Annotated in this window: 22 protein-coding genes; 4 read left to right on the top strand and 18 right to left on the bottom strand. The window is 68.5% G+C overall.

What is annotated here, in order from left to right; genetic code table 11:
* Positions 1–196 precede the first annotated feature (196 nt).
* On the bottom strand, positions 197–1,099 hold the full coding sequence (locus JLDANKMP_RS16445) for a LysR family transcriptional regulator (RefSeq protein WP_212561657.1): 903 nt from the start codon (positions 1,097–1,099) through the stop codon (positions 197–199).
* Between the two features lie 105 nt (positions 1,100–1,204).
* Between JLDANKMP_RS16445 and JLDANKMP_RS16440 the strand changes: the two genes are divergently transcribed.
* On the top strand, positions 1,205–2,419 hold the full coding sequence (locus JLDANKMP_RS16440; RefSeq protein WP_212561656.1) for an MFS transporter: 1,215 nt from the start codon (positions 1,205–1,207) through the stop codon (positions 2,417–2,419).
* Between the two features lie 114 nt (positions 2,420–2,533).
* Positions 2,534–3,343: a 2,5-didehydrogluconate reductase DkgB gene (gene dkgB, locus JLDANKMP_RS16435; RefSeq protein ID WP_012481584.1), complete on the top strand. Its 810-nt coding sequence runs from the start codon at positions 2,534–2,536 to the stop codon at positions 3,341–3,343.
* Between the two features lie 119 nt (positions 3,344–3,462).
* Here the strand turns inward: dkgB and JLDANKMP_RS16430 are convergent, their stop codons facing one another.
* Positions 3,463–4,164, bottom strand: coding sequence for an alpha/beta hydrolase (locus JLDANKMP_RS16430; protein ID WP_212561655.1), 702 nt, complete (start codon positions 4,162–4,164; stop codon positions 3,463–3,465).
* 131 nt (positions 4,165–4,295) lie between these two features.
* On the opposite strand from JLDANKMP_RS16430, the gene JLDANKMP_RS16425 reads away from it, so the two are divergent.
* Positions 4,296–4,676, top strand: coding sequence for a YbjQ family protein (locus tag JLDANKMP_RS16425; RefSeq protein ID WP_033833807.1), 381 nt, complete (start codon positions 4,296–4,298; stop codon positions 4,674–4,676).
* Positions 4,677–4,738: 62 nt separating this feature from the next.
* Here the strand turns inward: JLDANKMP_RS16425 and JLDANKMP_RS16420 are convergent, their stop codons facing one another.
* Both JLDANKMP_RS16420 and mgtE read right to left on the bottom strand, forming a co-directional pair.
* Positions 4,739–7,459, bottom strand: a complete 2,721-nt coding sequence (locus JLDANKMP_RS16420) for a bifunctional acetate--CoA ligase family protein/GNAT family N-acetyltransferase (protein ID WP_212561654.1) — start codon at positions 7,457–7,459, stop codon at positions 4,739–4,741.
* 178 nt (positions 7,460–7,637) lie between these two features.
* Positions 7,638–9,008: a magnesium transporter gene (mgtE, locus tag JLDANKMP_RS16415; RefSeq protein WP_005411590.1), complete on the bottom strand. Its 1,371-nt coding sequence runs from the start codon at positions 9,006–9,008 to the stop codon at positions 7,638–7,640.
* 344 nt (positions 9,009–9,352) lie between these two features.
* Between mgtE and JLDANKMP_RS16410 the strand changes: the two genes are divergently transcribed.
* A complete protein-coding gene (locus JLDANKMP_RS16410; protein ID WP_005411591.1) occupies positions 9,353–11,131 on the top strand; it encodes a monovalent cation:proton antiporter-2 (CPA2) family protein in 1,779 nt (592 codons plus the stop codon).
* 169 nt (positions 11,132–11,300) lie between these two features.
* Here JLDANKMP_RS16410 and JLDANKMP_RS16405 read toward each other — a convergent pair whose 3' ends face one another.
* The 14 genes from JLDANKMP_RS16405 to JLDANKMP_RS16340 all read right to left on the bottom strand — a co-directional run bounded on the left by JLDANKMP_RS16405 (position 11,301) and on the right by JLDANKMP_RS16340 (position 26,875).
* Positions 11,301–14,639: an ankyrin repeat domain-containing protein gene (locus tag JLDANKMP_RS16405; RefSeq protein WP_212561653.1), complete on the bottom strand. Its 3,339-nt coding sequence runs from the start codon at positions 14,637–14,639 to the stop codon at positions 11,301–11,303.
* Positions 14,632–14,892: a YcgL domain-containing protein gene (locus JLDANKMP_RS16400; RefSeq protein ID WP_005411593.1), complete on the bottom strand. Its 261-nt coding sequence runs from the start codon at positions 14,890–14,892 to the stop codon at positions 14,632–14,634. Before JLDANKMP_RS16400 ends, JLDANKMP_RS16405 begins: the two co-directional genes overlap by 8 nt.
* 160 nt (positions 14,893–15,052) lie before the next feature.
* Positions 15,053–15,493, bottom strand: a complete 441-nt coding sequence (locus JLDANKMP_RS16395) for a hypothetical protein (RefSeq protein ID WP_005411594.1) — start codon at positions 15,491–15,493, stop codon at positions 15,053–15,055.
* Between the two features lie 62 nt (positions 15,494–15,555).
* Positions 15,556–16,794, bottom strand: a complete 1,239-nt coding sequence (locus JLDANKMP_RS16390) for a beta-ketoacyl-ACP synthase (RefSeq protein WP_212561652.1) — start codon at positions 16,792–16,794, stop codon at positions 15,556–15,558.
* Entirely contained in the window at positions 16,794–17,525 is a 732-nt protein-coding gene (locus tag JLDANKMP_RS16385; protein WP_012481595.1) for a 3-ketoacyl-ACP reductase FabG2, read from the bottom strand. The genes JLDANKMP_RS16390 and JLDANKMP_RS16385 overlap by 1 nt, the downstream gene beginning before the upstream one ends.
* Positions 17,522–17,977, bottom strand: a complete 456-nt coding sequence (locus JLDANKMP_RS16380; protein WP_005411597.1) for a hotdog family protein — start codon at positions 17,975–17,977, stop codon at positions 17,522–17,524. Before JLDANKMP_RS16380 ends, JLDANKMP_RS16385 begins: the two co-directional genes overlap by 4 nt.
* Positions 17,974–19,158 (bottom strand): beta-ketoacyl-[acyl-carrier-protein] synthase family protein, encoded by a 1,185-nt coding sequence (locus JLDANKMP_RS16375; protein ID WP_005411598.1) that lies wholly within the window; start codon positions 19,156–19,158, stop codon positions 17,974–17,976. Before JLDANKMP_RS16375 ends, JLDANKMP_RS16380 begins: the two co-directional genes overlap by 4 nt.
* Positions 19,155–19,712, bottom strand: coding sequence for a DUF3261 domain-containing protein (locus tag JLDANKMP_RS16370; RefSeq protein WP_005411599.1), 558 nt, complete (start codon positions 19,710–19,712; stop codon positions 19,155–19,157). The genes JLDANKMP_RS16375 and JLDANKMP_RS16370 overlap by 4 nt, the downstream gene beginning before the upstream one ends.
* Positions 19,700–20,950: an NAD(P)/FAD-dependent oxidoreductase gene (locus tag JLDANKMP_RS16365; RefSeq protein ID WP_032967071.1), complete on the bottom strand. Its 1,251-nt coding sequence runs from the start codon at positions 20,948–20,950 to the stop codon at positions 19,700–19,702. Before JLDANKMP_RS16365 ends, JLDANKMP_RS16370 begins: the two co-directional genes overlap by 13 nt.
* A 52-nt stretch (positions 20,951–21,002) precedes the next feature.
* Positions 21,003–23,378 (bottom strand): hypothetical protein, encoded by a 2,376-nt coding sequence (locus tag JLDANKMP_RS16360; protein WP_249336970.1) that lies wholly within the window; start codon positions 23,376–23,378, stop codon positions 21,003–21,005.
* The gene (locus JLDANKMP_RS16355; RefSeq protein ID WP_212561650.1) at positions 23,350–23,979 is read right to left on the bottom strand and encodes an outer membrane lipoprotein carrier protein LolA; all 630 of its coding nucleotides are present in this window, start codon (positions 23,977–23,979) and stop codon (positions 23,350–23,352) included. Before JLDANKMP_RS16355 ends, JLDANKMP_RS16360 begins: the two co-directional genes overlap by 29 nt.
* Positions 23,976–24,401, bottom strand: a complete 426-nt coding sequence (locus tag JLDANKMP_RS16350; protein ID WP_005414869.1) for an acyl-CoA thioesterase — start codon at positions 24,399–24,401, stop codon at positions 23,976–23,978. Before JLDANKMP_RS16350 ends, JLDANKMP_RS16355 begins: the two co-directional genes overlap by 4 nt.
* Positions 24,394–25,944 (bottom strand): aromatic amino acid ammonia-lyase, encoded by a 1,551-nt coding sequence (locus tag JLDANKMP_RS16345; RefSeq protein ID WP_065183621.1) that lies wholly within the window; start codon positions 25,942–25,944, stop codon positions 24,394–24,396. The genes JLDANKMP_RS16350 and JLDANKMP_RS16345 overlap by 8 nt, the downstream gene beginning before the upstream one ends.
* On the bottom strand, positions 25,934–26,875 hold the full coding sequence (locus JLDANKMP_RS16340; protein ID WP_005414871.1) for a Lysophospholipid acyltransferase: 942 nt from the start codon (positions 26,873–26,875) through the stop codon (positions 25,934–25,936). The genes JLDANKMP_RS16345 and JLDANKMP_RS16340 overlap by 11 nt, the downstream gene beginning before the upstream one ends.

Here is a 26,875-nt window from a genome sequence, read left to right as displayed (position 1 = left end):
GGCAGGGGCCGTGCGGACCAACGGTCCGCACCCACCGTAACCTGCGGTAGTGCCGGCCGCTGGCCGGCAACCCCNNCACCACATGGGTAGCGCCCGACCGTTGGTCGGGCGATGGCAGGGGCCGTGCGGACCAACGGTCCGCACCCACCGTAACCTGCGGTAGTGCCGGCCGCTGGCCGGCAACCCCACCACGACCTCAGCGCAGGTAATCGCTCCGCGCCATCGCTTCACCCAGGTAATCCAGGAACGAGCTGATCCGCGCCGACACCGCCGTGTTGCGGTAATACACCGCGTGGATCGGCTGGTACACATCCAGCGTCTGCGTCGCCAGCACCGGCACCAACGTGCCGGCGCCGCGGTCGCGGTCGGTCACGAAGTCGGACAGGCAGGTGATGCCCACGCCTTCCACCGCCAGTCGGCGTAGTGTTTCGCCGCTGGACACCGCGATATCCGGACGCACCCGCAGCAGGCCATCTGCATCGCCCGGCAGCGGCCAGTGATTCAACGATTCCGGTTCGTTGAAGCTGAGCAGGGTGTGCTGGCCCAGCGCGGCGACGCTGGCCGGTTCGCCGTGTGCCGCCAGGTAGGCCGGACTGGCCACCAGCCGCAGCTGGCAGCGACCCAACGGCCGCGCATGCAGGGTGGAGTCGGCCAGCGGCCCGATCCGGATCGCCAGGTCGGTGCGCCGTTCCAGCAGGTCGATGTAGCGCTCGGAGCTGTTCAACTCCAGCTGCACCTCCGGGTAGCGCGCGCGGTACCCGGCCACCAGCGGCGCGATCACGTGCAGCACGAACGGCATCGCCGCATCCACGCGCAGGCGTCCGGCCGGGCGCTCGCGGCGGGCGGCCATCTGTTCCTCGGCGGACTCCACCGCATCGATGATCGCCCGTGCATGGCGCAGGTAGGCCTCGCCCTCTGCGGTCAGGTGCAGGCGGCGGGTGGTACGGGTCAACAGGGTGGTGCCGAGCTTGTCTTCCAGCCGCCCCAGCGCCCGGCTCACGCCCGACGGCGTCTGCCCCAGCTGTTCGGCGGCAGCACTGATCGACCCGCTGTCGATCACCGCGAGGAAGGCCTGCATTTCATCGAGAGTGGTCTTCATGCCTCCATTATTGACTGGGCAACAATAGTGATTGGCGTGAAGACCGGTTTTTCGGCAAAGGTGCGCCGCGCACACTGCGCGCCTTCCTTCCCTCCGGAGCCGGCCATGATCCGTGGCATTCCCCTCGCCCTGCTGGCGCTGACCCTCGGTGCCTTCGCCATCGGTACCACCGAGTTCGTCATCGTCGGCCTGATTCCCACCATTGCCGCCGACCTGCAGGTCAGCCTGCCCTCGGCCGGCCTGCTGGTCTCGCTGTATGCCCTCGGCGTGGCCATCGGTGCGCCGGTGCTGACCGCGCTCACCGGCCGCGTGCCGCGCAAGTCGCTGCTGGTGGCGCTGATGGTGCTGTTCACCCTCGGCAACGTCATCGCCTTCCTGGCGCCGGGCTACACCTCGCTGATCGTCGCCCGAATCCTCACCGGCCTCGCCCACGGTGTGTTCTTCTCGATCGGTTCGATCATCGCCACTGCGGTGGTGCCGAAGGAGAAGGCCGCCAGCGCGATCGCCATCATGTTCACCGGCCTCACCGTGGCGCTGGTGACCGGTGTGCCGCTGGGCACCTTCATCGGCCAGCACCTGGGCTGGCGCGCCACCTTCCTGGCGGTGGCCGCGCTGGGCGTGATCGCCCTGCTCGGCGCGCTGCTGTTCGTGCCGCGCAGCGTGCCGCAGAGTGCGCCGGCCAGCTTCCGCCAGCAGCTGGCCGTACTCGCCCAACCCCGCCTGCTGCTGGTCTATGCGATGACCGCGCTGGGCTACGGCGGCACCTTCCTGGCCTTCACCTATCTGGCGCCGATCCTGCAGGACGTCACTGGTTTCTCGGCAAACGCAGTCAGCCTGGTGCTGCTGGTGTACGGCGTGTCGGTGGCGATCGGCAACCTGTGGGGCGGGCGCATGGCCGACCGCATGGGCCCGGTGCCCGCATTGAAGCGCATCTTCGCCCTGTTGGCCGTCGTGCTGTTCGTGCTCACCTTCACCGCCTACAACACCTGGCTGATGCTGCTGACGGTACTGGCACTGGGTGCGGTGGCGTTCGGCAACGTGCCCGGCCTGCAGGTGTATGTGGTCAAGCAGGCTCAGCGCTATGCGCCGCAGGCCACCGACGTCGCATCGGGGCTGAACATCGCCGCCTTCAACATCGGCATCGCGCTGGGCGCCTCGCTCGGCGGCCTGGTGGTGGAGAACATCGGCCTGATGCACACGCCGTGGCTGGGCGCGCTGGTGGTGGTGGGTGCGTATGCATTGACCGTGCTCAGCGGCCGCCTGGACCGCAGCGACGGCATCGATGACCGCGCCGATGGCATCGCCGTGGCCACGCATTGAGATAGGTCATGCCCTGCCGGTACGGTGGTGCAATGCACCGTTGCCGGCACGCATGCGGCCACTGGCCTACCCTTTGCTGGATATTCGCATCCCTCCCCTCTGCTGGAGCTCCCCATGACTGTCCCCGCCTTCGGTCTCGGCACCTTCCGCCTGAAAGACCAGACCGTGATCGACTCGGTGCGCAATGCGCTGGATGTCGGCTACCGCGCCATCGATACCGCGCAGATCTACGGCAATGAAGCCGAGGTCGGCCAGGCCATCGCCGATTCCGGCGTGCCGCGCGAAGAGATCTACCTGACCACCAAGGTCTGGATCACCGCGTTCAAGCGCGAAGCGCTGCTGGCCAGCCTGCGTACCAGTCTGGAAAAGCTGCGTACCGATCATGTGGACCTGACGCTGATCCACTGGCCGTCGCCGAACGACAAGGTCGACGTGCCGATGGAGGAGTACCTGCCGGCGCTGGCCGAGGCCAAGGCACAGGGCCTGACGAAGGCGATCGGCATCTCCAACTTCACCATCGCCCAGACCCGCAAGGCCATCGAGATCCTTGGCGCCGATGCCATCGCCACCAACCAGATCGAGATCCATCCCTACCTGCAGAACCGCCTGCTGGTGAAGTTCCTGCAGGACAACGGCATCCACGTCACCGCCTACATGAGCCTGGCCTATGGCGAGGTGATCAAGGACCCGGTGATCCAGGCCATTGCCGGCCGCCACCAGGCCACTCCGGCGCAGATCGCGCTGGCCTGGGCGCTGCAGCAGGGCTTCTCGGTGATCCCGTCGTCGACCAAGCGCGAGAACCTGTCGAGCAACCTGGAAGCGGCAGCGATCCGCCTGACCGACGAAGACATGGCGCAGATCGCCAAGCTGGACCGTGGCCATCGCCTGGCGAATCCGGAAGGGATTGCACCCGCCTGGGATTGATCCCGACCGCGGTTGCGGATCGGAATCGGTAGGTGCCGCCCTTGGTCGGCACTGACCTCTGATGGATCATTGAAACACCGTGCGGACCAAGGTCCGCACCCACCAGAAGCGGCTTTGGCCTAGCCCTGCAGCAACCACCCGCGCATCGCCACACTGACCTCGTCCGGCTTCTCCATCGGGGCCAGGTGCCCGCAGTCCGGCACCACCACCAGCTGCGAGTGCGGCACCAGGGCGTGCATTTCCTCGCTGACCGCGAGTGGCGTAATGCGGTCGTTGGCCCCGCAGATGATCAACAGCGGATCGCGGTAGCCAGCCAGCACGTCATGGCCGTCACGGCGTTCCAGCGCACTCTGGCGCAGGAACACGTCCGCGCCCAGGCGGGCGGTCATGTCACGCACACGTTGCACCAGCACGTAATCATCCAGCCGCGAGGCATCGATGTAGCTGCGCATCAGCACATCGCCGAAGCCATGGAACTTGCCGGGCAGGCGCACGCTGGCGCGCTGGCTGAGGCGCTGTTCGGCACGTTCCGGTGAATCGGCGTGGATCGAGGTATCGACCAGCGCCAGCTGCAGCACGCGTTCCGGCGCGATGCGCAGGATCTGCTGGGCGACGAAGCCACCCAGCGAGAAACCGGCGAGGGCGAAGCGTTCCGGCGCCTGCGCCAGCACGTCCTCGGCCACCGCCTGCAGGGTCTCGCCGCGAGTCTGGTCGCCTACCGTGCAATCGGCGATGTCGGCCAGATCGGCCAACTGCGCGCGCCACAGTTCGGCATCGTTGAGCAGGCCAGGCAGCAGCAGCAGGGGGATACGGTCGGTCATGCGGGTATTGTCGCGCCGGTGCGGTGGCAAGGACATGCCGTGGCTGGCCCTGTGCGTTGCAGAACCGGCCCAGCAGCGCGACGACACGCTAGGATGCAGCCCTCGACCCTACCCGTTCCAAGGATGCGGCCATGGCAGACCCCTACAACAGCGGCAACCCGACGACCTCGCTGACACGTTTCGACGATTCACTGGTCACCACCGCCTTCGAGTTGCCCGGCCATCGCGTGGTGCGCAACCTGGGCGTGGTGCGCGGCATCACCGTGCGCTCGCGCTCGATCGTCGGCAATTTCCTCGGCGGCATCCAGACCCTGTTCGGTGGCAACATCACCATCTACACCGAGCTGTGCGAACAGGCCCGCGAGGAAACCTACCGCGACATGGTCAAGCACGCGCGGCAGCTGGGCGCCAACGCGATCATCGGCATGCGCTACGACGCCACCGATGTGATGACCGGGCTGACCGAAGTGCTGTGCTACGGCACGGCAGTGGTGGTGGAACCGATGCGGTAGCCTGGTCGTAGAGTCGAGCTTGCTCGACTGCTTTCGATGGCAACAGTCGAGCGAGCTCGACTCTACAGCGGTGCCGCCGGCACCTCTACCTGCTGCACCGGCAGGGTCACCATCATCACCGTCGGGTCATCCGGGTCCAGCTTCGTCTTGAAGCCCAGGCTCTGGCACATCGCCAGCATGGTGCTGTTCTCGCGCAGTACCTGGCCTTCGACCACGTCCAGGCCCAGCCACTTGGCGTATTCGATCATGATCGCCATCAGCCGCCAGCCGATGCCGTGCCCCTTCAGGTCCGAGCGGATCAGGATGCCGTACTCGCCACGGTGGTAATCGGCATCGGCGTGCAGGCGCACCGCGCCGAGCATTTCGCCACTGCGCGGTTCGATCGCCACCAGTGCGATCGAGCGTGCGTAGTCGAGCTGGGTCAGGCGCGCGATGAACTCGTGGCTGAAGTGCTTCACCGACTGGAAGAAGCGCAGGCGCAGGTCCTCGTCGCTGACGCGGGCGAAGAACGCACGGAACAGCGCGTCGTCTTCGGGCCGCACCGGGCGCACGAAGGCCCGGCCGCCATCGGACAGTTCGATGGTGCGCTCCCACTCCTTCGGGTACGGGAACACCGAAAAACGCGGATGGCCACGGCCCTTGTGCAGGATGCGCGATGGCGCCACCGCCACGCGTGCGTCGAGGGCGAGGATGCCCTTGCCGTCGACCAGCAACGGATTGATGTCCAGCGTACGCACTTCGGGGATGTCGGCAGCCAGTTGTGCCAGCTTGACCAGCGCCAACGCCAGTGCGCGCTCGTCGGCGGCAGGCACATCGCCATAGGCCTTGAGGATGCGCGAGGCGCGGGTCTGGCCGATCAGCTCGTGGGCCAGGCGCAGGTCCAGCGGCGGCAGCGCCAACGCCTTGTCATTGATCACTTCAACCGCGGTACCGCCACGGCCGACCACGATCACCGGGCCGAACGTCGCGTCATCGGCAATGCCGACGATCAACTCGCGCGCCTTCGGGCGAACGATGGTCGGCTGCACCAGCAGGCCATCGATGCGCGCATCCGGCCGCAGCTGGCGTGCGCGCGACAGGATCGCGTTGGCCGCGCTCTGCACCGCCGGCAGCGTGGACAGGTTGAGGCGCACGCCGTCCACTTCCGACTTGTGCGGAATGTCCGGCGACAGGATCTTCAGCGCCACGCTGGCGCCACGCTCCAGCAACGGCTGCGCCAGGTCCATTGCCTCGTGCGCATCGCGCGCGTGCATCACCGGCGCGGAGGGAACGCCGTAGGCCTTGAGCAGTTCGTGGGTGGCCAACGGGTCCAGCCATTGCTGGCCGTTGGCCAATGCCGCATCGACCAGCGCGCGTGCGGCCGCCGCGTCGACACTGAAGTCCTGCGGCAGGCTGGGTGGCGTTTCCATCAGCGCGTTCTGCGCTTCGCGGTAACGCACCAGATGCTGGAAGCCGCGCACCGCTTCGGCCTCGGTCGGATAGGTCGGCACCCGTGCCGCGTTGAGCGTGGCGGTGGCCTGGTCATCGTTGCCCAGCCACACCGCGAATACCGGCTTGTCGCGGTGATGGCGCGGGCGCAGGCCGAGCGTGCGGGTCAGCGCCTGCGCAGCGTCTGCGGACGAGGTGAATGCGGTGGGCACATTGACCACCATCACCGCATCATTCTCGTTGTCGGCCAGCAGCGCCTCGATGGCGGCGGCATAGCGATCACCATCGGCGTCGACCACGATGTCGACCGGATTGCTGCGCGACCAGCCCTGCGGCAGCACGGCGTCGAGTTTCTCGACCGTGCTGTCGGACAGCTTGGCCAGCGTGCCACGCAATGCAATGAGCTGGTCCACGGCAAGGCGGCCGACACCGCCACCATTGCTGAGAATGGCCAGGCGACGACCGGGGAACGTCCCCAACCGGCCCAGCGATTCGGCAGCCGTGAACAGTTCGTCCAGCGCGCCCACGCGCAGCAGGCCGGCGCGGTTGAAGGCTGCACCGTACACATCGTCGGCGCGGGCCAGGGCCTGCACATGGGTATCGCGGCTGCCCGGCTGCACGCGCTCGGCGCGGCCGGACTTCACCACCACCACCGGCTTGGCGCGGGCGGCGGCACGCGCGGCCGACATGAACTTGCGCGCATCCTTGATCTGCTCGACGTAGAGCAGGATGGCGCGGGTGCGGTAGTCGGTGGCGAAGTAGTCGAGCAGGTCACCGAAGTCGACGTCCATCGTGTCGCCCAGCGAGACCACCGCGGAAAACCCGACCGAGCGCGCCACGCCCCACTCCACCAGCGCGGCGGCAATGGCCGAGGATTCGGAGATCAACGCAAGATCACCGGCCTGCGGGAAGTGCGCGGCGATGCTGGCATTAAGCCGTGCGTGCGGTGCAATCACACCCAGGCAGTGTGGGCCGAGGATGCGCAGGCCATGCTTGCGCGCCACCGCCTCCACCTGCGCCGACAGCGAGCCCGGGCCTTCACCCAGGTGCGCGGTGAGGATGATTGCCGCCTGCACGCCGCGTTCGGCAGCGGTGCGCACCACCTGCGGCACGATCGACGCCGGCGCGGTGATCACCACCAGATCCGGCACCCAGTCCAGGTCCTTCAGCCGCTTCACGGTGCGGATGCCATCGATTTCGGCATGCCGCGGGTTGATCCACGCCACCTTGCCGGGGAAGCCGGTGCCGCGCAGGTTGCGCATCACCGCACGTCCGGCCGAGCGCTGACGCGGGCTGCCGCCGATCACCGCGACCGACTGCGGACGGAACACGGACTGCAGGTGGTAGGTACTCATACGCCTACGGTAACCAAATTCCATGACGATGGGGTTAGATCCCTTTCGCCAAGGAAGGGCTCTGACCCTTGCGTGACCCTTGCGTGCCGACCAAGGTCGGCAACTACCGGAGCACGGTGCTTCAGGGGTCAGAGCCCTTCGCTGCGCGAAGGGATCCGACCCCGTAACCGACCCCGGTTTACAACAGTGTGCCGTGCAGGATCATCGCGGCGATGCTGAAATAGATCACCAGTCCGGTCACGTCCACCAGCGTGGCCACGAACGGGGCCGAGGCACTGGCCGGGTCGAAGCCGAGCCGCTTCAGGATGAACGGCAGCATCGATCCGGACAGCGAGCCGAACGTGACGATGCCGACCAGCGCCGCACCGATGGTGATCGCCAGCAGGATCCAGTGCTCGCCGTAGTCATGCAGGCCACCCAGCTGCCAGATCACGATGCGCACGATGGCCAGGCAGCCGAGGATCGCGCCCAGCACCATGCCGGTGGGCACTTCGCGCAGGGCCACCTTCCACCAGTCGCGCAGGCGGAGTTCGCGCAGCGCCAAGCTGCGGATCAGCAGCGAGGTGGCCTGCGAACCGGAGTTGCCGCCCGAACTCATGATGAGCGGAATGAACAGGGTCAGCACCACCGCGCGCGCCAGTTCGTCTTCATAGTGCTGCATCGCGCTGGCGGTCAGCATCTCGCCCAGGAACAGCACGCTCAGCCAGCCGGCGCGCTTGCGCAGCATCTCGAAGAAGCCGATCTGCATGTACGGCTTGTCCAGTGCTTCCATGCCGCCGAACTTGTGCGCGTCCTCGGTGGATTCCTCGATCAGCGCATCCAGTACGTCATCGACGGTGACGATGCCGAGCATCTGCTGCTGCGCATCGACCACCGGGATCGCCAGCAGGTCGTGGCGACGGATCAGCCGTGCCACTTCTTCCTGGTCCATCAGTGCGTCCACCGTCACCGGTGGATTGACCTGGGCCACGTCCAGGATCGACTCCTCCGGCAGGCCGGTGATCAGCCGGCGCATGGTCACCACCTGCTGCAGCTGCTGGCTGGCCGGGTCCAGCACGTAGATCGCGTACACCGTTTCACGGGTGCGCTCGACCTGGCGGATGTGCTGCAGGGTCTGCGCCACGGTCCAGCTGGCGGGTACCGCCACGTACTCGGTGGTCATCAGCGCGCCGGCGGTGTTCGGCGGGTAGCTGAGCAGCTTCTGGATGGCCTGGCGGGCGTCGGTGCCCAGCAGCGGGATCAACCGGGCGCGTTCTTCCTCATCCAGCTCATGGACGATGTCGGTGGCGCGGTCGTCGGCCATCAAGCCGAGCAGGGCGGCAGCGCGCGCCGGCGGCAGCGCAGCCACCAGTTCGCCGCTGCGGTGCAGTTCCGGCGCTTCCAGCATTTTCACTGCACGCGGCAACGGCAGCGCAGCCAGCGTTTCCGCGGCGCGGGTCAGTTCCAGCGTGTTGAGGAATTCCACCGCATCGGCGGTGTTGAAGTTCGCCAGCGGCGCGGCCAGTGCGGCGGCATCGGCCACCGGGCGCAGCAATTGCTTCTGGTTCATCGGGTTTGCCTTGTGGGGGTGCGACCTCGCGCAACGCCAACGCAGGCAAACCGTCCCGATGTCAGGCGGTGGCCATCGCTGGCGTCGAACGAGGTCGACTTCTACTGTCGCTGGACATGGGTTGGGGACTCCGGGATGCGTGTGCCGACGGACGCGCCGCCAGCGGCGGGCAGTCTGGACCCGTGGACCATGCAGGTCAACCCGGTCCCGCCGCGGCAGCACCCTGCCCGCAGGTTGTTCTCGTGCGTACACAGGCCGTCGCGCATAATGGCGCGGTGGTGTTCGCCACGCTTTTCCCAACCCGAACGGACGCACAGCGGCTCCCCCGATGACCAGGTATTCCCATGCATAGCGGTGGTCTGGAACTGGCGCTGGTGCTGCTGCTGGCAGCGGTCATCGCCGTGCCGGTGTTCAAGAAGTTCGGTTTCGGCGCGGTGCTGGGCTACCTGGCGGCCGGTGTGGTGCTGGGCCCGGACGGGCTGGGCTTCGTGCAGGACGCCGACCGCATCCTCGGCGCCGCCGAGATCGGCGTGGTGATGCTGCTGTTCGTGATCGGCCTGGAGCTGTCGCCGGCACGCCTGAAGGTGATGCGGCGCTCGGTGTTCGGTGCCGGTGCGGCGCAGGTGGCGCTGTCCGGGCTGGTGCTGGGCGGCCTGCTGCTGCTCGACCACTTCCAGTGGAAGAGCGCGCTGGTGGTAGGCGTGGCGCTGGCGCTGTCATCCACGGCGGTGGGCCTGCAGCTGCTGTCCGAGCACAAGGCGATCAACAGCGACCACGGCCGGTTGGGCTTTGCCATCCTGCTGTTCCAGGACCTGATCGCGATCCCGCTGCTGGCGGCCATTCCGCTGCTGGGCGGGGTCAAGAACGAGACCCTGCGCTGGGAAGATGCGGCCGTGGCGCTGGGTGCGCTGGCGGTGGTGATCCTGTGCGGACGACCGGTGCTGCGCAAGGTGTTCAGCATCATCGCGCGCACCCGCAGCCCGGAAGTATTCACTGCCACCGCCCTGCTGGTGGTGCTGGGCACCGCCTGGTTCATGCAGGAAGCCGGCCTCAGCCCCAGCCTCGGCGCGTTCCTGGCCGGCGTGCTGCTGTCCGATTCGGAGTTCCGGCATGAGCTGGAAGCGCAGATCGAGCCGTTCAAGGGGCTGCTGCTGGGCCTGTTCTTCATCGCGGTGGGCATGGGCATCGACCTGGACCGCATCGCCGCCGAGCCGTGGCTGATCGCCGCAGGTGTCGGCATCCTGCTGGTGGTCAAGTTCAGCCTGCTCTACGCGGTTGGACGTGTCGCCCGGCTCAGCTCGCGGCAATCGCTGCTGCTGGGCAGCGTGCTGTGGCTGGGCGGTGAGTTCGCCTTCGTGGTGTTCAACGAGGCACAGCGCGCGCACCTGCTGGGCAACGCCAACCACGACCGGCTGGTGGCGATCGTCGGCCTGTCGATGGCGATCACGCCGCTGTTGATGATCGCGCTGCTGAAACTGCTCGGCCAGGAGAAAGCCACTCCGCGCGAGCCGGCCGAGGCCGACAAGGTGGCGCCGGACAACCGGCCCAAGGTGCTGATCGCTGGCATGGGCCGCTTCGGCCAGGTGATCGCGCGCCTGCTGACCGCGCAGAAGGTGCCGTTCGTGGCGCTGGAGGCGAACCCGGATACCGTGGCCGACCTGCGCCGATTCGGCAACCAGCTGTATTACGGCGACCCGACCCGGCCGGAGATGCTGCGCGCGGCCGGGGGCGAGCACATCGATGTGTTCGTGATCACCGTGGATGACCCGGAAACCAACCTGCGCGCGGTGCGCATGGTGCGCCGGCTGTACCCGGACGCGACGGTGCTGGCGCGTGCACGCAACCGCCAGCATGCGTGGCGGTTGATGGACATGTCGGCCGAGCCGTTCCGCGAAGTGTTCGGCACCAGCCTGGAGATGAGCGGCCGCGTGCTGACCGCGTTGGGCGTGGCACCGGACGTGGCCGAGCGCCACGTGCAGCGCTTCCGCGAGCACGATGAGCAGCTGCTGCGCGACCAGTACCTGGTGTACGACGACGAGGCAGCGGTGATCCAGACCTCGCGCGACGCACGCAACGACCTGATGCATCTGTTCGAGGCCGACGCGGAAAGCGACGGCAAGTAGGCGTGCCGACCAACGGTCGGCACCCCACCACGGATTGCGGTAGTGCCGGCCGCTGGCCGGCAATCTCGCGTCCCCGGGGTGTCATGAGGTTGCCGGCCAGCGGCCGGCACTACCCACTGCGGATTCCGGCCGTAGATCCACGCCATGCGTGGATGTCGCAGACCTCGGCTCAACCGTTGTCGCGCAGGAACCGCGCCATTGACGAGACACCCGGCACGCGCGGTTCGAACTCGCCGGCCACGTCGATGAAGCCACGCATCACCGCGATCTCGCGCGGGCTGCGGTTGAGGCTGTCGCGCGCCTCCGGATCGGCACCAGCGCGCAGCAGGCGCTGCACCAGCAGCGGCAGGCCGTGCAGGGCCGCGAGGTGCAGCGGTCCGAAGCCGCGCGGATCACGCACCTCAAGGCTCACGTCTTCGTCCAGCAGGCGTTCCACTGCGGCCATCACCACCTGTTCGTCGCAGGCGGTGCCGGGCTCGGCGCGTGCGCCCAGCAGCAACAGCAGCGGCGTGACCGAACCAGCCGCGGCCTGGTCCGGTTCGGCACCGGCCAGCAGCAGGGTGTCGAGCAGGGCGAGCAGGCGCGAGCGGTCGCGGGCACTGAAGCCATAAAGCGCGGCACAGTGCAGTGGGCCCAGCTGCTGGGCGTCACCGGCGTGCACGTCGGCACCGGCGGTGAGCAGGCGCGCAACGATGTCCGGCAGGCCCAGCGCGGACGCCAGCATCAGCACGGTCACGCCGCCCGGCAGGCGGTGTTCCAGCTTGGCGCCAGCGTCGAGCAGGGCCGACACGATGTCCACCTGGCGCATGCTGACCGCCGCCGACAGCGGCGTGGCACCACTGGCCGCTGCGTGCTGCGGATCAGCGCCACGCGCCAGCAACAGGTCGGTCACCGCCAGATGGCCACCACCGGCGGCGCGCAGCAGCGCGGTGCAGCCCTGCGCATCAACCGCATCGACGGCGAAGCCCAGATCGATCAGGCGGCGTACCGCATCCACGTCACCGGCCATTGCGGCGGCCGGCAGATCGGACTCGCGCAGGGTGCGGCGCGGCAACGGCCACACCCGCCAGTCCAGCCAGTCGGCCAGGTCGCGGCGACCAATCGACAGCGCCACGCCCAGCGGCGTCTGGCCATCGGCGGCGCGTGCTTCCGGCGAGGCACCGTGCTGCACCAGCAGCTTCAGCGCGCCTTCGCGGGCCAATGCGGTGGCCAGATGCAATGCGGTCATGCCATGGCTGTCGCGCGCTTCGCGATCGACGCCCGCCTTCAGCAGCGCCTGCTGCAGGCGCAGCCAGCCCAGGCGCACCGCCAGCGACAACGGCGGATCACCGGCCGGCGAAGCCGCGAACGGATCGGCGCCACGCTCCAGCAATTCCAGCGCCAGCTGTTCCAGGCCACGGGCGGCCTGGTCGTGCTGCGCACAGGCCGCCAGGAAGCGCGCCAGGCCACCGCGTCCGGCCGGCGACAAGCCACGCTGCAACATCACCTGCAACGCCGGCACCGCATCAATGCCGCGCGACAGCAACGCGAACATCGGCGTATCGGAACAGGCGTCGCGCACGTAGGGATCGGCGCCGTGGCCCAGCAGCCAATCCACCGCGCGCGGCTCCAGCGCCAGCTCGGGGTCGAGCAGCAGGCCGCCCAGTTCTTCCGGCTGGCACAGCTTGGCCAGCGCGGCCATGCCTTCGGTGTTGCCGAAGCCCAGCGCCTCGCGCAGCAGGGTCAGCGGCGGGCGGTCCGGCAGCAGGCCGCTGGCACTGGCGGCTTCGCCACGCTCGGCCAGGCCGTCACTGACCGCGGCCGGCAACGGATAGGACGGATCCAGCAGGGCGACAATCGCCCAGCGCCCGGCTTCGGCAGCGTAGTCCACTGCACGGCGACCGACCGGATCGGTCGCGTCGGCGGCGATGCCCAGCTCCACTAGGCGCTTGACCAGCAACGGCGAGACATCCTCTGCCATCACCGCCAGCTGCACTGCGTTGCGCCCTTCGCCGTCGACGGCAACCAGGTCCGGCTTGTGCGGCAGCAAGTGTTCGACCACCGCGGCACGCCCGGCACGGGCGGCTTCCAGCCAGGGCGTACGCCCCAGTGCATCGCGTGCTTCCAGGTTGGCACCGGCGGCCAGCAGCACGCCGATGATTTCAACGTGGCCGGCCAGCGCCGCCTCGTGCAGCGCGCTGCGGCGCTGGCGATCACGCGCGTCGGCACGCGCCTTGTGCTTGAGCAGCAGCTGCACGCCAGCCGGATCGTCGTCTTCGGTGGCGGCGGCGGCCAGCAGCACCGGGGTGCCCTCTGCCGGTTCGCTGCGCGCACCGCGTTCGAGCAGGAAGCGGGCCAGGCGCCAGTTGCCGACCTGGCAGGCCACGGCCAGCGGCGACCAGCCCTCGTTGTTCAGCGCATCGACTTCGGCGGCGGCATCGCGCAGCAGCGCGGCCACGCCTGGGTCGGAACTGCGCGCGGCATGGTGCAGCGGGGTGTTGCCATCGCTGTCGGTGGCACGCGAATCGGCACCGTTGGCGAGCAGGGTCATCACGGCTTCGGGGCGGCCATGCCAGCTGTCGCGGGTGGCGGCCAGCAGCGGGGTCATGCCCCGGTGCGGCGCGTTCACGTCAACGCCGCGGGCAATCAGTTCGCGCAGCAGGCGCAGGTCCGGCAACACCGCCGCCAGCACCGCCAGGCTGCGCTGGTCGCGCCAGTTCGGGTCGGGCAGCGCATACGGATCGGCGCCGGCCTGCAGCAGCTGCAGGCCGCGGTCGATGCGGCCGTGGCGGGCGGCTTCATACAGGGCCGGGGTCAGCTCCTGCGGTGCCATCGCCTCCAGCGGCGCGGTCTCGGCCGCGGCAGCGAACATCGGTTCGTGTTCTGCGCTGGACGTCGCCATCGGGCTGGGGCGCAACGACACCAGCGGCGCCGGCGCGACCCGTTGCAGCAGCAGGTGCAGCACGGGAGACACCACCACCACGGCCAGCGCAGCGGGCCAGCGCGCGCTCTCCGACAGCAGCCCCGGCCAGGCCGGCAGCACCACCAGCGCGGCCAGCGCGATCACCAGCGCCGCCACGCCGAGACCGCGCCAGGCGGTCAGGTCGCGACCGGCCAGCGCCTGCCAATGATGGGCCAGGCTGCCATCAAGCCGTTCGACATCGTTCCACAACGGCCAGGTGCGCCAGGCAGCGAGCAGGCCGGCACTGACCAGCACGCTCAGGCCCAGCACCGCCGCAAGGCTGCCGCTGTCACGCAGCGCCGCCAGCGGCCAGGCCAGCAGCAGCGCCAGCAGCAGCGGTGCGGCCGCCCACAGTGCCAGCAGCGCCGGCAGGTCCTGGCGTGCAACCACCTTCAGCGGCAGCAGCGCACGGCTGCGCCGCCACCACGATACGCCCAGCGCGAACGCCGGTTGCGCCAGGGCGGCGAGGATGGCACCGGCAACGCCGCCCACGGCAGCACCCAGTGCCAGCACGGCGCCCACGGCGAAGGCGATCGACAGGGCGCGCGGACGGGAGACGTCAGTCATAGTGGCGCGGCATCAGGCTGGCCACCGACGGCGGCACCTGCAGGTAGAACCCGCGCTCGCTCATGTCACTGCGAACCTTGTCCGGGTCGGCCTGGGCCAGGCGACGCTGGGCATCCAGGGCCACGTCCAGGACGAAGGTGAGCGCACCCAGCGAGGTGAGCAGCGGCGCAGGCAGCGCGCTGAAATCATCGCGTCGGGGAACGTAGACGTAGGTGTCAGGCTTGAGTTGGCTTTTATAGACGTAGGCGTGCATGTCCGCGGGACGATAACCCGGGAAGAGCCATGATTGTGTCGGAAAGCCGACACCGGGGAAAGCCGTCGGCCGACGATGGCGGCGTGATCGACGGCGTTTCCCCGACGGGGTTCAGCAATGTGGCGGCGGCGTTCAGGCAACGCCGCTGCCCTGCGGTCGCTTACTTGACCTTGGCGTAGGTGCCCTTCAGCGCCACGCCAGCGAGGATCGTACCGGCATAGCATTCGTAGTTGGTGCTGCTCTTGAACTCGTTCTTCTTGTAGTAGCTGACGATGTCGACCACCGCGTTGGCACCGCGCGACTTGGCGCCGTCCTGCAGCGCGCGCAGCGCCGACAGCGCGACCCAGCGGCAGGCCTCGGCATCGCTCTTGTTGGCGGCGTTGGTCTTCTTGTTGGTCACGTCCTCGCCCAGGCGCTGCTGCACGCTGACCGGCTGGCCGGCCAGGTAGAAGCGCACGCTGCCGTCGATGCCGGCGTCCCGGGCGGCCTGCGAGGTGACCAGCTCCTGCAGGGACTGCTCAACGCGGGTGTCGCGGGCGGAGGCGGTGGAGGTCAGGGCCAGCAGTGCAGTGGCCGTGGCGATCATCAGGGTGCGGCGCATCGGAACATCTCCTTGTCGGGGGTGCGGGTGGGTTGAGGAAAAAGGCGGGATGGGACGGTGGATCATTCGCTCCAGCGGCGGAACACCAGCGAGGTGTTGATGCCGCCGAAGGCGAAGTTGTTGCTCATCACGTACTCGGCCTGCAATTCGCGGCCCTGCCCGGTGATGAAGTCGAGCTGGCCGCAGCGCGGGTCAACCTCGGCCAGGTTCAGCGTGGGGGCGAACCAGCCGGCACGCATCATCTCGATGCTCAGCCAGGCCTCGAACGCACCACAGGCACCGAGCATGTGGCCGACGTAGCTCTTCAGCGAGCTGATCGGTACGCGGCTGCCGAACACCTGCGCGGTGGCCTGGGTCTCGGCGATGTCGCCGTGATCGGTGGCGGTGCCGTGGGCGTTGACGTAGTCGATCTGCGCCGCCTCCAGGCCCGCATCCTCCAGCGCCAGGCGCATGGCCTGGGCCATGGTGTCGGCGCTGGGCTGGGTGACGTGCTGGCCATCGCTGTTGGTGCCGTAGCCGACCACCTCGGCAAGGATGGTGGCACCGCGCGCCTGCGCGTGCTCCAGGTCTTCCAGGATCAGCGTGCAGGCCCCCTCGCCCAGCACCAGGCCATCGCGGCCGGCATCGAACGGGCGCGGCGTGGTCTGCGGTGCGTCGTTGCGCACGCTGGTGGCGAACAGGGTATCGAACACCGCCGCAGCGGTGGCGTCGAGCTGCTCGGCACCACCGGCGACCATCACCGTCTGCTTGCCGCTGCGGATCGCTTCATAGGCCGCGCCCACGCCCTGGCTGCCCGAGGTGCAGGCGCTGGAGGTGGTGTAGACACGCCCGGACAGGCCGAAGAACACGCCGATGTTGACCGGCGCGGTATGGCTCATCATCTTCAGGTAGGTGGTGGCGCTGATGCCTTCGGTGGTGAACTCGTTGAGCATGCGCCCGAACTCGCCGGTGGCTTCGTGGCTGCCCGACGAGGAACCATAGGCCACGCCGGTGCGACCGCTGCGCAGCACCGGGTGCTCGTGCAGGCCGGCTTCGCGCAGCGCCACTTCGGTGGCACGCACCGACATGATCGCGACCTTGCCCATGGAGCGGGTGGTCTTGCGGTTGTAGTTCGGCGGCAGCGCGAAGTCCTGCGCCGGCGCAGCCAGCTTGGTGTTCAGCCCGGCATAGACATCCCACTCGGGCATCGCGCGCACCGCGTTGCGGCAGCTGCGCAGGTGCGCCTCGATGGTCGGCCAGTCATGGCCGAGCGGACTGATCGCGGACGCACCGGTCACCACGACGCGACGATCGGAGGCCATCAGAGCATGCCCCCGTTCACCGAGATCACCTGGCGGGTGATGTAGCCGGCCGGTTCGGACAGCAGGAACGCCACCGTGGCCGCCACTTCGTCGGGACGGCCGACGCGGCCGGCGGGAATCAGCTTGAGCGCGTGTTCGATCACTTCATCGTTGAGCATTTCGGTCTCGATCAGGCCCGGGGCCACGCAGTTGACGGTGATCTGGCGGCTGGCCAGTTCCAGCGCCAGGGCCTTGGTGGCACCGATGATGCCGGCCTTGGCGGCACTGTAATTGACCTGCCCGCGGTTGCCGGCCAGTCCGGACACCGACGACAGGGTGACGATGCGGCCCGGCTTGCGCCGCCGCACCATCGGCATGATCAGCGGATGCAGCACGTTGTAGAAGCCATCCAGGTTGGTGTGGATGACCTGGTCCCAGTCTTCCGAAGAGAGCGCCGGGAAGGCGCCGTCGCGGGCGATGCCGGCATTGCAGACCACGCCGTAGTACGCGCCGTGCGCTTCGACATCGGCCTCCAGCGCGGCGCGTGCCGCCTCGCGGTCGGCCACGTCGAACATCAGTACGCGGGCCTGCTGGCCCAACGCGTGGATCTCGGCCACCACGGCCTGTGCCTCATCCAGGCGGCTGCGGCAATGCACCACCACGTCGAAGCCATCGCGCGCGATGCGCAGCGCGATGGCCCGGCCGATGCCCCGGCTGGCGCCGGTCACCAGCACGCTTCGATTCCCTGTCATGCCTGTCCACTCTCCAGATAGGCCATCGCATCAGCCGGTTCGAACACCGACACGTTGGCTGTAGCCCATTCGTCCTCGCCCGCCAGGATGCGGCAGGCGAACATCCCCAATCCATTGTCACCCAACAGCTCGCAGCGCGCCTGTACGCGCAGCCGCGAGCCGCTGGGGAAGCTGCAGCGCGCGCTGTTGTAGCGGCGGCTGCCGAGCAGGAAGCCCAGCTGCGGTGGCTTGCCCGCTGCACGCGCACGGCAGCCGGCCCAGGCCGCGATGGCCTGTGCCATGTATTCGATACCCACCCAGGCCGGCACTTCGTGGTTTTCCACGAACAGGCCGGCCTCGGGCACCACCAGTTCCGCCTCGATGGTGTCCTGGTCCCAGTGCGTGATGCGCTCCAGCAGGCACATGTCCTGGCGGTGCGGTACCACCTCTTCAATTGCATACAGCATGTTCATCGACGCTCCAGCGCCAGCACGGCATTGCTGCCGCCGAAGGCGAACGAATTGCTCAGCACCCGCCGCGGTGCCTGCGCCAGGCGGGTAGCTGGTGCGACCAGCGGCAGTGCCGGCAGCGCGGGGTCTGCCACGCCGTCCCACCAGTGCGGTGGCAGCTGCTGCTGCGGGTTCTCGGCCAGCACGATCCAGCACAATGCAGCTTCGATCGCGCCTGACGCACCCAGCGTATGGCCGGTCAGGGGCTTGGTCGAACTGGCCCGAATGCCGTTGCCCAGCACCTGCGAAACCGCCAGGCTTTCCATCGCATCGTTGTGCCCGGTGGCGGTGCCATGCAGGTTCACGTAGTCCACTTCATCGGCCGCCCAGCCGGCGCGCTGCAGCGCCTGCTGCAGTGCATCGATGGCACCCAGGCCCTGCGGGTCCGGCGCGGACATGTGGTGGGCGTCGGCCGATTCGCCCCACCCGGCCAGGCACACCGGGCCCGGCTCGCGGGTGAGCAGGAACAGCGCGGCGCCCTCGCCGATGTTGATACCGGCGCGGTGCTGCGAGAACGGATTGCAGCGCAGGGCCGACACCGATTCCAGCGCACTGAAACCGGCCACGGTGAAGCGGCACAGCGAGTCCGCGCCGCCTGCGATCACGGCGTCGACGATACCGGCTCGCAGCATGCGTGCAGCCGACATCAATGCCTTGGCACTGGACGAGCAGGCGGTGGACAGGGTCCACGCGGGCCCCTGAGCGCCGCTGCGCTGGCGCACGAACTGCGCGGCAGTACCCATTTCCTGCTGGGCGTAATCGAAGCCCTGCGGCCACTGGCCCTGTTCGGCGTGGGTGCGCAGGGCCTGCTCGGACTCACCGATGCCCGAGGTGCTGGTGCCCAGCACTACCGCCACGCGCTCGGCGCCATGGCGGGTGATCGCGGCGGCCACCGCCGGAGCGATCTGCGCCAGTGCCACGTCCAGCAGGGCGTTGTTGCGCCCGCGCAGGGCCACCGGCAGTTCCTCCAGCGCCGGCAGTGGCGTGCGTACTTCTCCCAGCGCCAGGGTGCGCCCCGGCAACAGGCTGTCGTTGTCACTGAGCCCGCCCGGCACGTCGGCGAACATCGCCGACGCGACAGCGGCGCGGCCATCGCCGAGCGCGCAGACCACGCCCAGGTCGTTCAGGTAGATCGGTGCACTCATCGGTCCTGTCCGGCCATGTCGATCGATTCGATGCGCAGCGCATAGCCTTCGGCACGGTTGTCCAGCTGCACGCTGCCATCGTCCAGGCGCTGCAGTTGCAGCCACACCGTGCCATCGCGCGACAGGCTGCGCTGCTGGCCGTCGTCGCTGACCTGCCAGTCGGACGGCAGCGCGGCGGCGATGGCCGCGGTCGGCCACAACGCGAACTGCAGGTCATCCAGCACACGCTCGGCACGTACCTGCGGCGGCAGCCACGGCGCGCGCTGCTGGGTCAGCTGCTGGCCGTCCCACTGCAGGCGCACGCCGGTCTGGCCCATCGCCTGCACCGCCAGCTGCACCTGCTGCGCGTCGGCTTCCAGCAGCGCGTCGAGGTCGCGCTCATGGCTGCCGAAGCGGAAATGCAGCTGCTGCTGCAGGGCCAGCGGCGCCGGCAGGCTGGCCGGCGACAGCCGCAGCGGCGGCAGCTCCACCTGGGGCTTGGGCATGCGCCCGGCACAGGCGGCCAGCAGCAGGCACAGCAGCAGGGCCGCAGTACGGAAGATCAGGCGCTGCACAATTCCTCCAGCACGCGCATGCGGCGACCACTTTCATCGGCCACATACGGATTCTTGGTGTCCCAGGCGTAACCGGCCAGGATGGAGCTGATCATGTCGCGCACTTCGGGTTGCTGCTGCGGGTGGTAGATGATCTTCTGGAAGCCGCCCTGGTACCAGCTTTCCACGAAGCGGCGGAAGGTCTTCACGCCGGCGCGCAGCGGGATCGAGAATTCAGCTTCCCAGTCGACGGTTTGGCCGGCATAACGGCGCTTGAGGCACTCGCTGGCCAGCTGCGCGGACTTGAAGGCAATGGTCACACCGGACGAGAACACCGGGTCGAGGAACTCGCCGGCGTTGCCCAGCAACGCGTAGCCGGGGCCCCACAGCGAGCTGACATTGGCCGAGTAACCCGTGATGCGGCGCACCGGCAGCACCGCCCATTCGGCATTGGCCAGCAGGCGGGTCAGGTTGGGGTCCTCGCCGACGATGGCCTGCAGCTTCTGCAGGTCGTCGCCTTCGTAGCGCTCGAAGAACGACGGCTCGGCGACCACGCCCAGCGAGCAGCAGCCGTTGGAGAATGGAATCGTCCAGTACCAGACGTCGATGTGTTCGGGATGGGTGGTGATCAGGATCTTGTTGCGGTCGAAGTCGGCTTCGGCCGGAATGTTGTCGCGCACGTGGCAGAAGATCGCGCCGCGCACCGGGAAATTGGATGGCGATTCGAGCTGCAGCAGGCGCGGCAGCAGGCGCGCGAAGCCCGATGCGTCGAGGATGAAATCGGCCTCGATGCGGTATTCGCTGCCATCCGGGCGGCGCACGCTCACCGCAGGCTGTTCACCGGGTTCGACCGACAGCACTTCATCACCGAAACGCAGCGTGGTTCCCATGCGCTCGGCGCCGCGTGCCAACACGTTGTCGAAGTCGGCGCGCTGCACCTGGTAGGTGGTACCCCAGCCCGGCGAGAACTTCTTCCGGAAGTCGAAGGCAGTACGCGCTTCACCGTGCACGAAGGCCGCGCCGTTCTTGTACTGGAAGCCGGCCTCGACCACATCCTGCAGCAGCCCGGCTGCTTCGATGTACTCCATGCTCTGCGGCAGCAGGCTTTCGCCGATGGAGAAGCGCGGGAACTGCTGGCGCTCCAGCATCAGCACCTGTCGGCCCTGCTGGCGCAGCATCGCCGCGGCCACGGAGCCGGCCGGGCCTGCGCCGATGATCAGGATTTCAGTGCGTTCGACAGCATCCACAGCAGTACTCATCGGGGCGTCCTTGTTGCTCGATCAGGGGAAAGAAGAAAAGCGGAAGGCGGACTCAGGCCGGCGGCAGGTCATGCGGTGGCGGCCGGAACAGTGGCGAGATCAGCCAGACCAGGCCGATGCCGAACAGCAGGGTCAGGCCGAACGCGCGCAGCGCCGGGGTCTGCGACAGGCCCAGCAGGCCGAACGACAGCCAGGTGCTGGCCGCACCCACGCAGACCGCCAGCCATGCGCTGGCATCGCCACGGTGTTCGATCAGGAAGATGCCGTAGTCGATGCCCATGCCCAGCAGCAGCATCAACGCCAGCACGTTGAACAGCTGCAGCGGCTGGCCGAACAGGCCCAGCAGGCCCAGGGTCAGTGCGCCGGCAATCAGGGTCGGGGCAAATACGCGCCAGGCCTGGCGGCGGTAGCGCAGCCACAGCGCACCGAACACCAGTGCGATGCCGACCAGCAACAGCCCGCCCATCAGCTTGCGGTAGTGGCCCAGCAGCTTGGAGAAATCGGAGGTGCGGTCTACCCAGCGCACGCCGGGCAGGCCTTCGGCGGCACCCTGCAGCGTGGCCAGGGCATCGGCGCGCGACAGGTCATCGACCATCACCACGCTGATCATCTGCCCACCGACTTCACCCACCCACAGGTGGCGGAACGGCTGCGAGGCCGGCGAGGCCAGGAAGGCTTCGGCGGTGAGCGGCGCGGCGGCGAACTGCGGTCGCTGCAGCGGCTCGCCCACCGCCTCGGACACGGCCGACAGCACGCCGGGTTCCACCTTCGCGGTCAGCGCAGCATCGGCCTGCTGGCGTGCCGGTGATGGCAGCCAATCGCTGATCGCGCGATAGCCACCAATGCGCTTGTCGGTGGCCAATACACGCAGGCGCTCGGTCAGTGCTTCCTCGCGCTGCAGCAGCTGCGCGGCATCGACACCCTGCACCAGGTAGAACTGCGCCGGACTGGGCATGCCCAGCAACTGGCTCAGGCGGATCTGCTGCGCCATCAACGCCGGCGGTGACGACTGCAGGCTGCGCAGGTCGTCGTTGCTCTGCAGGCGCACGATGCCGATGGCAGACAGTGCCAGCGCGACCACCACGAAGACCGTCACCGCGCGGCGGCCATGCAGCCGCGGGAAACGCTCCAGCGTATTGCCCAGCCACTGCGAGAAGCGGGTCTGGCGGATCTCGCCACCGTCGAGCCACGGGAACCAGAAGATCACCGTGAGGAAAGCTGCGGCCAGGCCCACCACCGAGAACAGTGCCATCTGGCGCAGGCCGGGGAACGGGGCCAGGCCCAATGCCAGGTAGGCCAGCGCACTGGTCAGCAGGGCCAGCCACAGGCCGGGCAGCAGATGCCGCAGCAGTTTCCAGCGACGATCGGCCGGTTCGGCCTGGCGCGAGGCGAACCAGTGAATGCCGTAATCCTCGGCCACGCCCACCAGCGACGCACCAAACACCAGGGTCAGCACGTGCACCTTGCCGAACACCAGCACGGTCACCGCCAGCGCCACGCCACAGCCGATCAGCAGCGAGGCGGCGACCAGCAGGATCGGGCGCAGCGAGCGGAATGCCAGCCACACCAGCAGCAGCACCGCCGCCAGCGACCCCCAACCGATGGTGTTGATCTCCTGGTTGGCCTGCACCGCGGCGGCCTCGGCATGCAGCGGCACGCCGGCATGCAGGATTTCAAGCTCAGGCGCCGCCGCCGTGGCGGCCTGCCCGGCACGTTCCAGCAGGCCATCGAGGTGGCGCTCGCCATCCAGCTGGAACGCCGAGCCGGGCGTATCGAACTGCAGCACGGCCCAATGCCTGCCCTCGGCTTCAAGCAGGCCGTCATCGCCCAACCGCAGGCCCGAACCCTGCGCCTGCTGCTGCCACCACTGCGGCCACAGCGACAACGGATCCTGGCGCCATTCAGTCAATCGCGGCGCACCCATCGGGCCATACAGCGCAGCCAGCGCCTGCTCGGCCAACACGCCCGGTTCGCTGCCCTGCAACTGCTCGCGCTGGGCCGGTGTCAGCAGGCGGTCGCGGTACGGCGCGTAGAACGCGCGCGCCTCGTCAAACCAGCCTTCGATCGAGCCGCTGGGTACCAGCAAGGCGTGGTCGGCATCCTTGGCCATGGCCGCCGCAAAGGCCGCCTGCGCGCGCTTGGCAGCCGCGCTGTCCTTGCTGCCGAGCAGCACCACGACCTGCCGCGAACTGCCATCGGCAATGCGCCGGGTGACGTCGCTCAACAGGCGGTCGTGCGCATCCTGCGGCAGCAGGGCGAGGATGTCGGTGTCGATCCGCGATTGCTGGCTCCACAGCTGCCACTGCTGTGCGCCCAGCGCCAGCAGCACCAGCAGCCAGGCAATGCCCAGCCAGTGCCACCAGCGCCGCAACCGGTCCGGTGCGTTCGATGCCACGGCCTCACTCAAAGCGGCGGGCCTCGTCGGCATTGAGCGTGGCCGGCGCCTCGCTCAACGCGCTGAACTGGATCTGCGTGCGGTCCTTGTTGGCCTCGACGATCTCGACCTGGCGCACGTAGCGGTCGCCCTGCAGGGTCAGCGATTCGAAGGCCTTGGCCAGCATCGCCGACTTCGGCGTCAGGCGCAGCCGCCAGCCCTGCCCTTCACGGCTGGCCGCCACGTTGAACTGGCTGGACAGTGCCTGCACGTCGCCACTCATCAACGCGAACATGATCGCATTCACTGAACGCATCGCCGGCTGCTGCCGCGCGTCCAGTTCGACGCGGGTGCTGCCATCACGCTGCCGGCTGAGGATGCGGTCGGCGGTGACCACTACTTCCGAGGGGAACGGCTTGAGCGTGGTCCAGATCACGCCGTGCTGGCGCGCGACCACGAACCGGCCCTGCGAGCGCAGCGGGTTCTTGAAGCCACTCACCTGCTTTTCCTGGGTGAACTGGCCACGCAGCACATCCGGCCGCGCCACCGCCTGGGTAATCGCATCGATGGCAGGGTCGGCCGCCTGCACCAGTGGTGCGGCCACCAGCAGCAGCGCGCACAGCAGCGCATGCGCGAAACGGTTCGCTCGATTCATGGCGCAGGCACTCCCAGGCGTTCCCACAGTACCGGCGGGCACTGGTACAGCATTTCCTTGCTGGCCGCGTCCACCGCGACCTGGATGGTCATCGCCCGGGTCAGCACCTGGCCGCTTTCCGCATCGAGGATTTCGTACTCGATCTTCAGCCGGTTCTCCCATTCCACGATGCGCGCGACCACGCGCAGGGCCTGGTTGAACAGCAGCGGCCGCACGTACTTCACCCGCGCATCGACCACCGGCCACAGGTAGCCCGATTCGAGCATCTGTGGATAGTCGTAGTCGTAGCGCCCGAGCAGCGCGCAGCGCGCGATCTCGAAGTACTTGAAGTAGTTGCCATGCCAGACCACGTTCATCGGATCGCAGTCATGGAAGGCAGGGGTCAACGCGATTTCGCCAACCCGTTCGATGGCCTCATTCACCGGCGTACAGCTCCCAACGTTGCGCGCGGATCTCCACCAGCAGTTCCCGCAGTTCGCGATCCAGCGCGCGGTCTTCCTCGACCAGGGCGATGCGCTGCCCCAGGTCGGCGTACATGTCGGCCAGACTGCCATGCAGCTGCGCATTCAGGCCAACCCGTTCGCGCAGCGCCAGGCCCTGGCGGGCAGCGATCAGCATCGCGGCCACCACCTGCTCGGTCAGCTCGATCACGCGCAGGCAGTCGCGCGCGGCGATGGTGCCCATGCTGACCTTGTCCTGGTTGTGGCACTCGGTGGAACGCGAGAACACGCTGGCCGGCATGGTCTGCTTCAGCGCTTCGGCAGTCCAGGCCGACACGCTGATCTGCAGCGCCTTCAGGCCATGGTTGATGGCCGCGCGCGGACCGGTGGCCGCCGACAGGTTGGCCGGCAGGCCATGGTTGTAACGGGCGTCCACCACCAGCGCCAGCTGCCGGTCGAGCAGATCGGCAACGTTGGCCACGGTGTTCTTCAGGGTGTCCATCGCCAGCGCGATGTGGCCCCCGTAGAAGTGGCCGCCATGCAGGATGCGCTCGCCATCGGCGTCGATCAGCGGGTTGTCGTTGGCGCTGTTCAGTTCGGTCTCGATCAGCTGGCGCAGGAACGGCAAGCTGTCCTCCAGCACGCCGATCACATGCGGTGCGCAGCGCAGCGAGTAGCGATCCTGCAGGCGCTGTTCATTGCGCGGTGGGCGCTCGCTGTGCAGGTCGCTGCGCAGGCGCGCGGCGATGCGGCCCTGGCCCGGGTGCGGCTTGGCTGCGAACAGGGTTTCGTCGAAGTGGTGCGCGTTGCCGTCGCTGGCCAGCACGTTGAACGCGGTCAGGCGCGTAGCCATGCGTGCCAGGTAGTCGGCGCGCTGCCAGGCCAGGCAGGCCAGGCCGGTCATCACCGCGGTGCCGTTCATGATCGCCAGGCCTTCCTTCGGCCGCAGCTTCAGCGGGGTCATGCCGATCTTCGCCAGCACGTCCGCCGCCGGCTGCACGCGTCCGTCGTGCAGCACCTCGCGCTCGCCGCACAGCACCGCCGCCACGTAGGACAGCGGCGTCAGGTCGCCACTGGCACCGACCGAGCCCTCGGCCGGAATCATCGGCAGCACGTCGTGCCGCAGCAGCGTGGCCAGGCCTTCCAGCAGCGGCAGGCTTACACCGGACATGCCGCGCACCAGAGAGGCCAGGCGCGCCGCCAGCACCGCACGGGTCTCGACCGGGTCCAGGTAACGGCCCAGGCCGCAGCCATGGTAGGTGTACAGGTGGTGCGGCAGTTCAGCCACCAGTGCCGGCGGGATGTTCACCGTGCACGAATCGCCATAGCCGGTGGTCACGCCGTAGATCACGCCATCCTCGCGCAGCAGGCGGTCGAGGAAGTCGGCACCACGCTGGATGTGGGCGCGGAATGCCGGCGCGTCGCTCAGTGCGGCCTCGCACTGGCGCTGGGCCAGGGCAACCACGTCTTCGATGGTCAACGGTGCATCGCCAAAGCGGCACACAGGTACGGCGTCAGTCGTCATGCGGAGCCTGATCCCAGAAGGGGAAGAAATTGAACCAGTCCAACGGGGACTGGATGACCTGGAGTTCCAGCCAGCGCGCAAAGCGCTGTGCCTGTTCGGCCAGTGCCGCATCGCGTGAGCCGCGTGGCAGCACGATGCGTTCGGCGAACTGTTCGAATGCCACGCGGTAGCCCTCGCCCTGGTGCAGGCAGGCCATGGTGTAGACCGGGCAGCCCAGTGCGGCGGCGAGCACATAGGCGCCGATCGGGAACGGGGCGCGGTGGCCAAGGAAATCGGCGGTGACGCTGCGTCCGCCCTGCACCGGCGTGCGGTCGCCGACGATGGCGACGAAGCCCCCCGCCGCCACGCGCTCGGCCAGCATCACTGCCGTGGCCGGGCCCATTTCGGTTACCTGCACCAGTTCCACCGCCGCCAGCGGGTCCAGCCGTTGCAGCAGGCGGTTGAAGCGCTGCGCATGCGCGGTGTGCACCAGCACGGTGATGCGGAACCCCGGCACCTGTTCGGCCAGCACCTGGCACAGTTCCAGGCAGCCGATGTGCGCGGTCAGGATCAGCCCGCCTTCGCGGCGCGCGATCTTCTGCAGCACCAGGTCGCGATGCAGGTGGATGCGTTCGGCCGGATAGCGCCCGCCCAGGCCGAGGATCTTGTCCAGCATCGTGTCGGCGAAGGCGAAGAAGTGGCGCAGGCTGTCGCGCCGGGTCGGCGCACGGCCCAGCACACCGCTGTGTGCCTGCAGGCGCTGCAGGTACTGCATGGAGGCCTGGCGGCCGACGCGGTTGCCCAACCAGTGGCAGGCCACCACCGGCCACACGCACAGTCGGAACGGCCAGCGCCCGAACCAGCGGTGCACCCAGCACAGGAACAACACGCCGGCCACCGACGTCGATTCGCCGATGTCGGCCCAGTGCGGAGCGCCCTGCGCGGCCGCCAT

Source organism: Stenotrophomonas sp. PE591 (assembly GCF_018320795.1).
In the GTDB taxonomy this organism is placed as follows: Bacteria; Pseudomonadota; Gammaproteobacteria; order Xanthomonadales; family Xanthomonadaceae; genus Stenotrophomonas; species Stenotrophomonas maltophilia.
The sequence above is the reverse complement of the archived record's forward strand: the minus strand, read 5'-3'. Positions and strand labels throughout refer to the sequence as shown.